Here is a 13,794-nt window from a genome sequence, read left to right on the forward strand (position 1 = left end):
GCGTCGTTCCTGCCCCAGGCATGGCAATATGCCACCTAAACGAGGTAAATTCCCTTCCAGGCATCCACACAAAACCCGGTTCACGATCACAAGGAAGTTGCAGCTATGGACCAAGCCAAGGACTCCCTCCTCAGCCGCCAGACCTCATCGCATCTGTGTCTGGAGTACTCAGACTCCCCCTCTCGGCCAATACCGCCCCGCAAGCAGCACGCCTGCAGATAGGGAGCCGCCGATGTCCCTGCCATTCCTGTTCCAGTCGTCGCCGTCCTCCAGCACCAACACGACCGAAGCCAACATCTTCATCCATGGCTACAGCGCCGGGCACAACGACGAAGATAAGCAACTCCTGCTTGAAAGAATTCCCGCGCAACTCGGTAACTTCATCAATATCTTTGCGTTCTGGCCATCAAACCATTATCTGCACTTCGACATCGCTTCATTCTGGTCGCTGGGTGCGGGCAGCCTTAACTTCGTACCGGTCGGCGCTACCGGGGGCTTCGGTCCTTCCTTGGGATTGGTGGGGGCCGTGGTCAAAGACCGTCTGAAGAACTTCAGCGATGCCCGCGCTCGTGCAGAGAGCATGGGTGTTGTGCTGCTCGATCAACTGAAAGAGTACCTGCGCACCAAACACCCTCAGGTAGAAACCATCAATCTGATCGGCCACTCTCTTGGCGGTCGGGTGGTCGTCAGCAGTCTGAAAAGCTTCTCCAAAAGGCACCAGTTGGCAATCAACGATGTACTGCTGATGGCTGCGGCAGTCGAGGTCTCAGCCATTGAAGCGAGTCAGATGCGCAAGCTCCTGCAAGGCAGGATGATCAACGCGTATTCCAAGACAGACCGGACGTTGCTGCTCAATTGGGGCGAAACCTGCCTGGGACGCAACGTGGTCGAGCATTTCGAAAGCGTCGAAATGAACGATTTTGGTCACACAGATTACTGGGAGCGACTCCCCGAGGTGTTGACCGAAACACGCTTCAAAGCAATTACGCCGAACGCTCCTGAGCCCACCCTGGTTCATGCCGATGCTTTCCCGCCGACCCAGGCGCCCGAAAAATCCACCGAAGAACCCTACATGACTCTCGAACTGAACAGCCCCCGCGAGGTTTACCAGCAAATCAACGATGAGTTGGCCCTCATCATCGGTGAGCTGAGGCACTCTTCGGACGACGAAGCCTTGAACCTGGCCAGGAAGGAAGCGCTGCGGCGGCTCACCGAACATCGTACTGCGCTGTTCGATCGGTTGGCGGAACTGGAGAAGAACGCCGAGTGGAACACCTTCACCATCGCCTTCTATGGTGAAACCGGGGCAGGCAAGTCGACACTCATCGAGACGTTGCGGATTCTGTTGCAGGAGCCAGGCAAGCGCGCGAGCCAGGAGGCCTTCCGCAAGCTGCACGAACAGTACGAACTGACTGAAGAAAACCTCCAGCGCTTGCAACAAAGCATTGAGGAGACCGAAGCGCGACTTGATGAACTCACGCGGCAGTTGACCGCCGCAGTGCAGCAGTACGAACAACCCTACCAGCAGGCTCGCGAAGCGTTGGATCAGGCCAATGCCCAGTCCAGCGAGCTGACACAGAGATTGGACAACACGCTCCAGCAACACGAGCACGCACACAAAGATGCTCTAGCTGCCGTTACCCGTTTGCACAGCCTTCTCGCCGAACGTAAAAGCACGGCTTCGCTCTGGCAGACGCTGCTGAACCTGTTCAGAAAAATGCCGGAAGAACTACAGCTCAACGATGCCACTGCCCGGTTGGCCACCGCCACGGCAGCACGCGACAGCGCTGCAGTGACACTGGACACCGAACGGCAGAAAGCCGAGCACGCCCGCACTGAACTCGAGCAGAAGTTAGCCGAAGTCACCCGTGCACGCGACGATGCTTGTACGGCGCTTACCGCTCAACAGGCAGCGACTACTGAGCAGCAACGGACGCTCGTACAACAGCGCCTGGAAGTTGAAACTCAGTTGGTGCAACTGGTGACCGAGCTGAAGGTCCATGCCGACGGGCAGATCATCGGTGACGGTAGTGCCGACTTCACGCGCAAAACACAGCGTTATGACCTCGAACTGGACGGCCACCCCTTCGCCTTGCTGGATGTACCGGGTATCGAAGGCAAGGAAGGGTTGGTACTGGAGGAAATCGAGCGCGCCGTACAAATTGCTCACGCCGTATTCTACGTCACCAACCAGGCAGCACCTCCGCAGACGGGCGATGGGCAGAACTTGGGCACACTGGAGAAGATCAAGAAGCATCTCTCTGCACAAACCGAAGTCTGGACAATCTTCAACAAGAAGATCACCAGCCCCAAGAACTCCCTGAACGGCCGACCACTGGTTTCCGAAGACGAAACCACGAGTCTTGCTGGCCTAGATCAGAAGATGGCCGACCAGCTTGGCAAACACTACCGGGAGGTGTTCGCGCTGACCGCATTGCCAGCATTCCTTGCCTCGACCCATCACTTCGCGCCGGGTTCATCGAACGCCAATCGTCGGGCCAAGGTGCTCGCGGACTTTGGTGCCGACGAACTCCTGGAGAAGTCTCGCCTGCGAGGCTTCCTGCAGTTGCTCGACGAGAAATTGATCCGTGACGGCCAGTCCAAGATCATTCGGGCCAACTTCAATAAGGCTAATGAAGCACTCACCGACACCACCGGCACGCTCTCAGGTGTTCAACAAACGCTTTCGGCGCTGGCGGCCAAGCTCAACGAAGAAGAGCAAAGCGCCAAGAGTCAGTTGAACAGCAGCTTCAGTGCGCTGAAGAAGCGCCTTGAATCATCAGGCGAGACCTTGATCCACAGCTTCGCCAGCAAGGTGCGAAACAGCGTCTATGCGAAGATCGAAGGAGACATCAGCAACGATGCCTTCAAGGCAGCCCTGAGCGAACAGCTTGAGGAACAGCAACACGCGTTGGGCAAGCAGTTGCCCAAGGTCATCAACGTTGAAGTGGGCACCTTCCAGAAGGCTGCCGACGATATTCTCAAACGATTCGAAAAGCATGCTCAGGAACTGACCGCGAGCTATGGAAAGCTCGGCAGCATGAAGTTCAATCAGCCGTTCAAACTCAATATCAAAATCGACAATGGCATCAAGGTTGCGGGACTGATCGCCAGCCTTCTGGGAATCGCAGCAGCTCCCTTCACCGGCGGTGCCAGCCTGTGGTTCGTGGGGGCTTCGGTACTGACCGCTTTGATCTCGGTTGGCAAAGCGATCTGGGGCGCATTCGATTCCGACTTCAAGAAATCTCAGCAACGCCAGGCAACCGATAAAAACCTGCTCAGCGCTACCGAACAACTGCGCAGTGCATTACGTGAAAATCTGGAAAGCGCACTGAGCGAAATGCAGAAGACGATCGAGCAACTTGATCGGGCGCTGGAAGCACCTGCCAAGCAAGCTTCCAGCCAGGTTGAAACGCTGGCGCGCTCCACCAAACGCCTGAAAGTGCTCTCCCGCCAAATCGAAATCGCAGGAAAACTGTAATGAAAAATACCCTCAAGACATTCAAGGCCCAACAGGCCGACGCACTGTCGCTGCTCGAACGGTTGCAAGGTTTTCTCGATCAGGGTGCACAGGCCGGTGTGCCAATCGACGGGGCCCTGAGCAGCAAGTTGAGGAACGCCATCAACAGCGTATCCGGTGAAAAACTCAAGGTCGCACTGATCGGCGGCTTCTCCGAGGGCAAGACATCGATTGCAGCAGCCTGGATGGAGAAGCTGGATAAATCCAGTATGAAGATCAGTCATGCAGAGTCCTCTAACGAGGTGAAAATCTACGAGGTCGATGATGATTTCGTACTGATCGACACCCCGGGCCTGTTCGGTTTCAAAGAGCAGGAAAACGCCGAAACCCATGCCATCGAGAAGTACAAGGACATCACCAAGAAGTACGTGAGCGAATCTCACCTGGTGCTGTACGTGATGAACTCGACCAACCCGATCAAGGAAAGCCATAAGGAAGACCTGACCTGGTTGTTCCGCACCTTGGGTCTGCTGCCGCGCACGGTGTTCGTGCTCAGTCGCTTCGATGAGGTGGCTGATGTTGAAGACGAACAGGACTATCAGTCCAATCTGCAGATCAAGCGCGATAACGTCACGGGCAGGCTTCGCGAACAGATTGGTCTGAGCGATCAGGAAGCAGCCGATCTTTCGATAGTTGCAGTGGCTGCCAATCCCTTTGACCTGGGGGCCGAGCACTGGCTGTCCAACCTTGAAGAATTCAAGGCGCTGTCGCATATCGCAACGCTGCAGACGGCGACCACAGCGAAGATCGAGCACAATGGTGGCAGCGCTGCGCTGGCCAATGAAATGCGCACCAGCGTAATTCGCGATGTGCTCAACAACCAACTGCCGATCGCTGTCGAGAACGAGCACAAGGTTTCCCTCGAAGTCAGCAAGCTCGACGAGCTCAATGGTCGGTTAGGTAAGCAATTGGCAAGCACCGGTCAGCAGATCGAAGAAGCACGTATCAGCCTGCGCGAGTTTGCCACGCGCTACTTCGCCGATCTGATCCTGCAGGCCAAAGGCTGTAGCCTTGAAACGTTCACCGATTTCTTCGAACGAGAGGTCGGTGCCGAAGGCATCATCCTCGCTACACGGCTGCAAAACGAGTTCAGCCGCCAGACCCAGTCGATCACGCTTGAGGTCGAGAAGATGCAGGTTGGCTTCGACAGTGAGGTCAATCACTTCAATACGACGGTCAAAGCCCTGGGAAAACAAGGCATCAACCACGTGCTCAAGGGCAATCTCATCAACAACACCACGGTACTGGCCGCTCGAGATGGCATCTCGACGATCGCCAAGACGGTTGGCATGGATATCGGCAAGTACCTGAAGTTCAAACCCTGGGGCGCAGTGAAATTCGCCAAGGGCGCTAATGGTGCCCTGGCTTTGCTGGGTGTGGCACTCGAAGCGTGGGACAGCTGGGAGCAATACAAACGCGAAGAAGCCTTCAAGAAAACCATTGCAACGATGGTCGACAACTTCGAAAAACAGCGCCAGGACTTCATCGCTCTGGTGAACGCTGAACGTTTCAAGGAAGAGTTCTTCCCCGATTACCTTCAGCTCAATACTCGCCGACAAGAGCTGCAAAGCAATCTGGATGAAAGCCGGGTGCGTCAACAGCTCTTCCAAGCATGGCGGGTTGAAGCTGAAACCATCGATGCTGAGTTCAGAACGTTGAACTAACCGCCCCAATACTCGCACAGGGCAGACAGAAGCCTGGGGCTGCAACACCGGGCTTCGTCGGCTCATGCCCTATCGTCGATATGTAGTGGTCAACTCATCCCGGACACTGTTTTGAGTTTTTCTTCAGCTTTCGCCGGAGCCAGTCCATCGTTGAACTGATGAGGTCGGATCCAGTTGTAGTGGCTCATCAGGTATTGGCCAATGTCTGGTTGAACTTGTTGCACGATCAGGTAGCCGTGGTCGGTATCCACTCTGATTTCAAACTGCGAAATACACGCTCCATCGGTGCATTATCCCACCCGTCCCCTCGAAAGCTGCGTATCAGCAGAACCCTTACAACACCGCTCGACTGCCCATCAAAAGGTCCGCCCCCCGCTCCCCAATCACCACACAAGCCGCCATCGTATTCCCCACCGTGATCCGCGGCATCACCGAAGCATCCACCACTCGCAAGCCGCTCACCCCATAAACCCTCAACGCGCGATCCACCACCGCCATCTCATCCCGGCCCATCTTCGCCGTCCCGCACTGATGCCAAAAACTCACCGCCGAGTTGCGCAAGAATCGCTCCATTCCCTGCTTATCCCGCGGTCCAGGTACGACCTCTCCGCTCACCAACCCGGCAAACGCGCGATGGTTCCCCAACTCCCTGCACAACTCGACCGAAGCCAACGCGGCGGCCATGTCCTCCGGTGCACTCAAGGTGTTCGGCTCGATCAGCATCCTGTCCAGCACGCCAGCGCCTGACAGCCGCAACTGTCCGCGGCTGACGGGCCTGGCCAAGCCGGCGAACATCGTCCACCCATGCGGCGGCGAGGCAATGCCGACCTCGGGGGGTGAAGGTACGGCGAATTCCAGTTGGCAGTGCAGCAAGTCCGGCGCGTCGAGGCGGGCGTCGCTCTTCCAGTACAAGGTGGCCTCGCAACCTCCGCCGCCGACCGCCTGCGGCTGCGAGTACGCCCAGGTGCAGCCGAAGGCGACGTGGTCCTGATGGTTCTGTCCCACGCCTGGCAATACATTGAGCAACGGGATGCCGTGCGCGCGCAACTCGGCCTCCGGGCCGATGCCGGACTGCATCAAGACCTTGGGGGTGTTCACCGCACCCATCGACAGGATCACTTCACCCGTCACGTAGAAACGCTGCAGTTGGCCTTCGACCACGACCTCGACACCTCTCGCCTTACGGCCATCGAACAACACGCGAGCCACCAGCGCCTGCGTGAGGATGTGCAGGTTCGGGTTGTGCAGCCGCGGCACGATATAAGCGTCGTACACCGAGTCACGCTTGCCTTGCTTGATGCGCAGGTCAGCGATGGCGACGCCGCCGGTGCCTTCCATCATCTCGCCGTTGGGGCTGTCGAAACGGGTGATGCCCAGTTGGCCGGCGGCCTCCAGGGTGGCCAAGGCGAGGGGCTGGGGCGCGCTAGGTTGGGCGACGTGCACGGGGCCATTCGAGCCGCGACGCAGGGGGTCGGGGCGGCCTTGCCAGTTTTCGATGCGGCGGTAGTAGCCGAGCGCCGATTCGTAGCCCCAGCCGGGGTCGCCGCTTTCCTCGGCGAAGTGGTCCCAGTCGGTGCGGTGCCCGCGAGCCCACACCATCACGTTGATGCAGGAACCGCCACCGAGGCTCTTGCCCATGTTCAACGCCATGCGGCGGCCGTTCAAAGCGGGGTTGGGTTGCGCCTCGAAACCCCAGTCGCGCTCGGAACCGAGGTTCGCCGGCCATTGCGCGGGGTCGGTGACCTCCTGGCCGGTGTAGGCACTGCCGGCTTCGATCAGCAGGACACGGGCGCCGGGCTGGTCGGCAAGGCGGGCGGCGACCACGCACCCCGAGGTGCCGGCGCCACAGACGATGAAATCGTAAGTGTGATCAGTCAGTTGCTGCATGCGTTCAGTGCCTGAGTGTCAGTAGGGACCGAAGATTCTGCTGCGCAGCATGCCGCACCGGTATCGGTCGATTATCCGACCCGGCGCAGGGCGCGCCGGCAAAAAGAAAGGCACGTAGGTCATCAGCAACAGCAGCAGCAGCAGCAGCAGCAGCAGCAGCAGGATGACAGCCACGGAGTGAATTGGTACAGCAGGTGGTCATCAGCAACCTGGCCGAGCTCAAGCCGTGGCTGTATGACTGAATGCTGCTCCCCTGCCGACACAGGGTGCTGGCTTTGTGAATGCTCGTAGCCGACTCAATCCAAATGCAAACAAAAGCGCTGAATATAGAAGCCCTACAGGCCACCAGCAACTGACAAGTCTGCCAGTTGCCGGCCCTGTTATTCCTCACCCAACATGGACCCCAAGCCTGTAGGGCGGGTAGGTCTCCTTCTTGTTTGGCCTGGCATACAACCGGCCCTCATGCGTTCGTCGTTATCCAAACCGAAACTCAGAGGTTCGCCCCTCAGGAGCACAAGATGACCAAGATGAATGAGCTTTATGAGAGCCGCAAGATCTCCTACATCACTGATTCTTTTAAAGACCTGAAACCCGGCAGTACACTCGAAGGTGAAGTGCAAAGGCCGGGATACACGCTCACGCTGAATCCCAATACCAGCGATGCCACGTTCATGGTGATCGACCGCGACGGTAATAACAGCCTTGTGGTCTTCGGAAATAACGGGCATTGGCCGGTTGAGGCGTCCTTTGAACTGACCTTCGACAATCCCACAAACTATGTAGCGCTGGAATGCTTCTCTTCTTCCTGGGGCTATAGCCGTGTGGTCATCTATGACAAAGACGGCAACCCGCTGCACGATGCCCCTGTCAATGTCGGAACCGTTGTGAAGTATTCCGGCCCCGGTATCTATCGAGCAGTCTACGAAGGCACCGTGGAAGAGTTCGGACTGACGATGCGTTTGATCTCCGTCACCCATGGACTCGCCAAGATCAAGGGCTCCTGAGTGCTGCGGCCCGAAGGCGCTGACATCGCCAGCGCCTTCGGGCCGAGAAGCCACCTCCCCCTACGGCATCCCCAACCACTCCGGCAACGCCAGCGAAATAAACGGCACATACGTCACCAACACCAGGAACAACAACAGAATCGACAGCCACGGCAACGCCGCACGAATCGTCTGCCCCAGCGTCAACCCAGTCACCGCACTGGTCACGAACAGGTTCAACCCCACCGGCGGATGCACCAGGCCGATCTCCATGTTCACCACCATCACGATCCCCAGGTGAATCGGGTCGATGCCCAGCTTCATCGCGATCGGGAAGAAGATCGGCGCCAGGATCAGGATGATCGCCGAGGGCTCCATGAAGCTCCCCGCCACCAACAGCACCACGTTGACCATGATCAGGAAGCCGATCGGCGTCAGGCCTTCGGAGAGCACCCACTGGGTGATCTGTTGGGGAATCTGCTCGGTAGTCAGCACGTGAGCGAAGAGCATGGCGTTGGCGATGATGAACAGCAGCATGATGGTCAGGCGGCCGGACTCGAGCAGCACCTTGGGGCAATCACTCAGGCGCATGTCCTTGTAGACGAACAGCGCGATGAACGCCGAGTACACCGCCGCCACGGCCGCGGCTTCGGTGGGGGTGAACATGCCGCTGTAGATGCCGCCGAGGATGATCACCAGCAGCAACAGGCCCCAGAACGCGCGGCGGGCAGTGCGCTGCCATTCGGCGAAGCTGGCGCGGGGCTGGGCGGGGAGTTTCTTGATGCGGGCGACGATGTAGATGGTCACCATCAGGAAGACGCCCAGCAGGATCCCGGGTATCACACCGGCCATGAACAGCTTGCCGACCGAGGTTTCGGTGGCGGCCGAGTACACCACCATGACGATCGATGGCGGAATGAGGATGCCGAGGGTGCCGGCGTTGCAGATGATCCCGGCGCCGAACTCCTTCGGATAGCCCGAGCGCACCATGCCGGCCACGGCGATGGAGCCGACTGCGGCGACGGTGGCGGGCGAGGAGCCGGACAGCGCGGCGAACAGCATGCATGCCAGCACTGCGGCAATGGCCAGGCCGCCGCGGATGTGGCCGACGCAGGCGTTGGCGAAGTCGATCAGGCGCTGGGCGACGCCGCCGGTGGTCATGAACGCGCCCGACAGCAGGAAGAACGGGATCGCCAGGAAGGTGTAGCTGTCGGAGGTTTCGAACAGCTTGATCGCCAGCGAGCTGAGCGAGTCCTGGCTGAACAGCAGGATCGACACCGCACCCGACAGGCCAAGGGAAATGGCGATCGGCACGCCGAGGAACATGAACACGAACAGCAGCAGGAACAGGCAGATAACGGTCATCAGTGTGACTCCTCGCCCGGGTTGGCCAGTTTGCTCGCTTCCGCTGCTTCATCCGCGAGGCCCAGACTGGTCTGGCGGTGGGTGAAGATGCGGTAGAGGATTTCCAGGTAGCGCACGATGATCAGGGCGAAGCCGAACGGCACGATCAGCGCGATGTGGCCGATCTTGATGCCGTAGCGGTCGAGGTCTTCGGCACCGATACCGGCGACGAACACCGCGTTCACCCACTTGATGCTGGCAACCAGGAACAACCCGGCGTAGGCCAGGCAGCAGGCGCAGGCGATCATCGCCAGGATGCGTTGCACCGGCTTGCGCGCACGCCGCACCAGCACATCGACGCCAAGGTGGCCGGCGGTGCGTACGCCGTAGGCGATACCGAAGAAGATCAGCCAGCCGAACAGCGCCTTGGTCAGGGCGATGCTCCAGGTCATTTCCTGGGCGTAGCCCATGAGGTGGTCGCCGATGCCGAGCATCAGCTCGCTGGCGAAGCTCCAGTGGTCGCTGAGGGTGTAGAACAGGGTGTAGAGGTTGTTCAGCGCCACGTAGATGAAGGTGATCAAGGTCATGGCTGCCAGGAGGAAGGCGATCATGCCCTCCTCGAAGTGCTCCCAGACGCGTCTGATCCTGTGCATGGGCATTCTCCGGACAGAAGGAAGCCGGGCCACCTGCGCTGCAGGTGGCCATGGGTGATGGGGGCGACGATCAGGACGGCTTGTTGGCGTCGTCGGCAGCCTTGATGAGGTCGGCGCCGATCTGGTCGGAGAACTTGTCCCACACCGGGCGCATGGCTTCACGCCACTGGGCGCGCTGCTCTGGCGTCAGCGGGTCGATCTCACTGGTCTTGGCGTCGATGATCTTCTGCCGGGAAGCCTGGTTGAGTTCCTCGGCCTGCTTGTTCACCTCGACGGTGACCTTGTCCATGATCGTCTGCAGCTCGCCGCGCACGTCTTCAGGCAGGCTGTTCCAGAACTTGGCGTTGGTGATCACCATGTAGTCGATCAGGCCGTGGTTGGTCTCGGTGAAGAACGGCTGGACTTCGTTGACCTTCTGGCTCTCGTAGTTCGACCAGGTGTTCTCGGTGCCGTTGACGGTACCGGTCTGCAGGCCCTGGTAGACCTCGGCGAAGCTCATCTTGCGCGGGTTGGCGCGGATGGCCTTGAACTGCTCCTCGAGCACACTGGAGGCCTGCACACGGAACTTCAGGCCGCGCGCGTCCTTGGGCAGGATCACCTTCTTGTTCGCCGACAGCTGCTTGAGGCCGTTGTGCCAGTAGGCCAGGCCACGGATGCCCTTGTCTTCCATCGAGGTCAGCAGCGCCTTGCCCTGCGGGCCTTGCTGGAAGCGGTCGACGGCGGCGAGGTCGTTGAACAGGAACGGCAGGTCGAACAGCTGCACCTGCTTGTTGTAGTGCTCGAACTTGGCCAGCGACGGCGCGAGCATCTGCACATCGCCCAGCAGCAGGGCTTCCATCTCCTTGCCATCGCCGAACAGCGAGGAGTTGGGGTAGACCTCGACCTTGACCTTACCCTTGAGCTGCGGGTCGGCCTCGACCAGTTTCTGGAACATCAGCGCGCCCTGGCCCTTGGGCGTGCTGTCGGCCACGACGTGGGCGAACTTGATGATCACAGGATCGGCAGCCTGGGCGAGCCCGGCCATGGACACGGCGGCGGCGCACAACAGCGCCTGGGTCAGCTTCAACATCGGTGTCACCTTTTATTGTTGTTGGAAGGGGTCAGCAGGGAAGCGTTGCCAAGGGTACGATGGCCCAATCGGGCGTGTTTCGAGAATCAGCTTTTGTGTAAGCCCGCGTTTGGCTGGGGTGAACGCTCCTGGATGGGTGGGGGATGGCACCGGCTATGCCGGTGATCGCGGGACGAGCCCGCTCCCACAGATACATCAGTGGGTATGGCACCGGCTTTGCCGGTATTCGCGGGCAAGCCCGCTCCTACAGATGCATCAGTGGGGATGGCACCGGCTTGGCCGGTGTTCGCGGGCAAGCCCGCTCCTACAGATACATCAGTGGGTATGGCACCGGCTTTGCCGGTATTCGCGGGCAAGCCCGCTCCTACAGGTACAGCGTTGAGCCCAGAGTCAGCGCTGTAGCTGCCACTGTCTTGTTCAAAGTCTTAAACCAGCCCAGCTCCTGTGGGAGCGGGCTTGCCCGCGAAAAGGACACCGCGGTGTCGGGCACCGGCTTTGTCGGTGTTTGCGGGACGAGCCCGCTCCTACAGGGATTGGGCTGGCCTTTAGATTTTGATCAAGACAGTTGCACCCACAAATGCATCGGTGGGGATGCCGCCGGTTTGCCCCGCGAAAGGCCTAGGTGCTTTCGGCCAATGCCAACAGCCGCTGCGCCCGCAACAGCACCGGCGCATCGATCATCTGCCCATCGAGCTGGAACGCCCCGGCACCCTTGGCCGCCACACTGGCGTCCACCACCCGCCGTGCCCAGGCCAGCTCTTCGCTGCTCGGCGCCAGTACGCCATGAATCAACGGCACCTGGCTGGGATGGATGCACAGCGCCCCGCCATAGCCCATGTCATAGGCATGGCGCATGGCCCGCTGCTGCCCTTGCGGGTCGCCAATCGCCGGAAACACGCCGTCCAGCGGCGGCGCCAGGTCGGCGCCGCGTGAATGCAGTTGCACTGCCATGCGCGCCTGGTCAAGAAAGCGCTGGGCCGAGGCGCTGTCAGTGTTGAGGTTCAAGTCCAGCGCCAGGTCCAGGCTGCCGAACGACAAACGCTCGACCCCCTCGGCACCGGCAATGCGCTCCAGTGCCAGCAAGCCCTTGGCCGTCTCGATGATCGGCAGCACCGGTTTGCCAGTGCGCGCAGCGACTGCGACCTGGGCGGCATTTTCCACCTTAGGCAGTAGCACAGCGCTGACGCCGGACTGCTGCGCACAGAACGCCAGGTCATCGGCATGCCCGGCATGCTCCGGGGCGTTGACCCTGACCCACACCCGCGCCTGCGGATGGGCTGCAAGAAAGGCCGCGAGATTGTCACGCGCCTGAAGCTTGAGCGGCTCCTCGACGGCATCCTCGAAATCGACGATAACGGCATCGGCGCCCGCAGCCAGGGCCTTGCCAAAACGCTCGGGACGGCTGCCCGGCACGAACAGCGCCGAACGGACGATGGTTTGCGGCATCAGCAATCACTCCTTGTCATCAAACGACACCGGCAGCCGCCAGTCGGGCCTGGTCGTCGGCCGAGAAACCCAGCTCCTCGAGGATCGCCGCGCTGTGCTGCCCCAACCCCGGCACCGGGTCCATGCGCGGGGTAAAGGCGGCATTGCGCCCTGGCGGCAGCAACGACGGCAGCTTGCCAGCCGGGCTGTCGACCTCGCGCCAGCAGTCGCGAGCCTTGAGCTGCGGGTGCTGCCAGACGCCCTGCATGTCGTTGACCCGGGCGTTGGCGATCTGCGCGTCTTCGAGACGTGCCACCACCTCATCCAGCGACAGTTCGGCGAAGCCGTCGATGATGATCTGGCGCAGCACCTCACGGTTCTCCGAGCGACGGAAGTTCGCGGAAAAACGCGCATCGCTGGCCAGCGCCGGGTCGAGCAGGACCTTTTCACAGAACAACTGCCATTCCCGCTCATTCTGCAAACCGAGCATGATGGTGCCGCCACCGCCGGTGGGGAACGGCCCGTACGGATAGATCGTCGAGTGCGAAGCGCCGGCCCGCGGTGGTGGCGGCGCGCCGTTGTAGGCGTAGTACATCGGGTAGCCCATCCATTCCACCAGGCTCTCCAGCATCGATACGTCGATGCGGCTGCCGATACCAGTCTTGTCACGCAGCAGCAGCGCCGACAGCACGCCGGTGTAGGCATACATACCGGCAGCGATATCGGCGACCGAGCACCCGGCCTTGGCCATCTGCTCGTCGCCCGGCCCGCCGGTCACCGAGAGAAAGCCGCCCTCGCTCTGGATCAACAGGTCGTAGGCCTTCTTCTTCTCGTACGGGCCACCTTCGCCGTAGCCGGAAATATCACAGACGATCAGCCGCGGAAAACGCGCGTGCAGGGCCTCGAACGACAACCCCATGCGCGCCGCCGCACCCGGAGCGAGGTTCTGCACCAGCACGTCGGCCTTGGCCAGCAGCGCCTGGAGGATGTCGTCGGCCTCGTCCTGCTTGAGGTCCAGGGTCAGGCTCTGCTTGGAGCGGTTGGTCCAGACGAAGTGCGAGGCCAGACCATCGACACGCTGGTCGTAGCCACGGGCGAAGTCGCCGCTGCCGGGGCGCTCGATCTTGATCACGCGCGCGCCCAGGTCCGCGAGTTGGCGGGTGCAGAACGGCGCGGCGATGGCATGTTCCAGGCTGACGACAGTGATGCCGTCCAGCGGGCGGGGAGCGGATTGGGTCATGGCAAATTC

The 13,794-nt window shown here is 60.4% G+C and carries 10 protein-coding genes and 1 pseudogene; 3 read left to right on the forward strand and 8 right to left on the reverse strand.

Annotated elements, in window-relative coordinates:
• Positions 1-232: 232 nt before the first annotated feature.
• Together ACMGGG_RS20105 and ACMGGG_RS20110 are read left to right on the forward strand one after the other, a co-directional pair.
• The gene (locus ACMGGG_RS20105; RefSeq protein WP_414154285.1) at positions 233-3,481 is read left to right on the forward strand and encodes a DUF726 domain-containing protein; all 3,249 of its coding nucleotides are present in this window, start codon (positions 233-235) and stop codon (positions 3,479-3,481) included.
• Entirely contained in the window at positions 3,481-5,184 is a 1,704-nt protein-coding gene (locus tag ACMGGG_RS20110; protein ID WP_414154286.1) for a LeoA/HP0731 family dynamin-like GTPase, read from the forward strand. Before ACMGGG_RS20105 ends, ACMGGG_RS20110 begins: the two co-directional genes overlap by 1 nt.
• 89 nt (positions 5,185-5,273) lie before the next feature.
• Here the strand turns inward: ACMGGG_RS20110 and ACMGGG_RS20115 are convergent.
• From ACMGGG_RS20115 to ACMGGG_RS20125, 3 genes and pseudogenes are all read right to left on the reverse strand, one after another.
• Positions 5,274-5,500: pseudogene (locus tag ACMGGG_RS20115) on the reverse strand (integrase core domain-containing protein); the annotation flags it as partial.
• Between the two features lie 17 nt (positions 5,501-5,517).
• Entirely contained in the window at positions 5,518-7,071 is a 1,554-nt protein-coding gene (locus tag ACMGGG_RS20120; protein ID WP_414154287.1) for a GMC family oxidoreductase, read from the reverse strand.
• An 18-nt stretch (positions 7,072-7,089) separates the two neighbouring features.
• Positions 7,090-7,245: a hypothetical protein gene (locus ACMGGG_RS20125; RefSeq protein ID WP_414154288.1), complete on the reverse strand. Its 156-nt coding sequence runs from the start codon at positions 7,243-7,245 to the stop codon at positions 7,090-7,092.
• A gap of 344 nt (positions 7,246-7,589) precedes the next feature.
• On the opposite strand from ACMGGG_RS20125, the gene ACMGGG_RS20130 reads away from it, so the two are divergent.
• Positions 7,590-8,075 carry a hypothetical protein gene (locus tag ACMGGG_RS20130; protein WP_414154289.1) on the forward strand — a complete coding sequence of 162 codons (486 nt, stop codon included), beginning with the start codon at positions 7,590-7,592 and terminating at the stop codon, positions 8,073-8,075.
• Positions 8,076-8,135: 60 nt separating this feature from the next.
• Here ACMGGG_RS20130 and dctM read toward each other — a convergent pair whose 3' ends face one another.
• From dctM to ACMGGG_RS20155, 5 genes are all read right to left on the reverse strand, one after another.
• Positions 8,136-9,419, reverse strand: a complete 1,284-nt coding sequence (dctM, locus tag ACMGGG_RS20135) for a C4-dicarboxylate TRAP transporter large permease protein DctM (protein WP_414154290.1) — start codon at positions 9,417-9,419, stop codon at positions 8,136-8,138.
• Positions 9,419-10,051, reverse strand: coding sequence for a TRAP transporter small permease (locus ACMGGG_RS20140; RefSeq protein ID WP_063546160.1), 633 nt, complete (start codon positions 10,049-10,051; stop codon positions 9,419-9,421). Before ACMGGG_RS20140 ends, dctM begins: the two co-directional genes overlap by 1 nt.
• Positions 10,052-10,121: 70 nt before the next feature.
• Positions 10,122-11,120 carry a TRAP transporter substrate-binding protein gene (locus tag ACMGGG_RS20145; protein ID WP_054895249.1) on the reverse strand — a complete coding sequence of 333 codons (999 nt, stop codon included), beginning with the start codon at positions 11,118-11,120 and terminating at the stop codon, positions 10,122-10,124.
• A 618-nt stretch (positions 11,121-11,738) separates the two neighbouring features.
• The gene (locus ACMGGG_RS20150) at positions 11,739-12,566 is read right to left on the reverse strand and encodes an HpcH/HpaI aldolase/citrate lyase family protein (protein WP_063546161.1); all 828 of its coding nucleotides are present in this window, start codon (positions 12,564-12,566) and stop codon (positions 11,739-11,741) included.
• A 19-nt stretch (positions 12,567-12,585) separates the two neighbouring features.
• Positions 12,586-13,785 carry a CaiB/BaiF CoA transferase family protein gene (locus ACMGGG_RS20155; protein WP_063546162.1) on the reverse strand — a complete coding sequence of 400 codons (1,200 nt, stop codon included), beginning with the start codon at positions 13,783-13,785 and terminating at the stop codon, positions 12,586-12,588.
• Positions 13,786-13,794: the final 9 nt, after the last annotated feature.

The organism is Pseudomonas sp. BNK-44-b (assembly GCF_047456245.1).
GTDB lineage: Bacteria > Pseudomonadota > Gammaproteobacteria > Pseudomonadales > Pseudomonadaceae > Aquipseudomonas > Aquipseudomonas machongensis.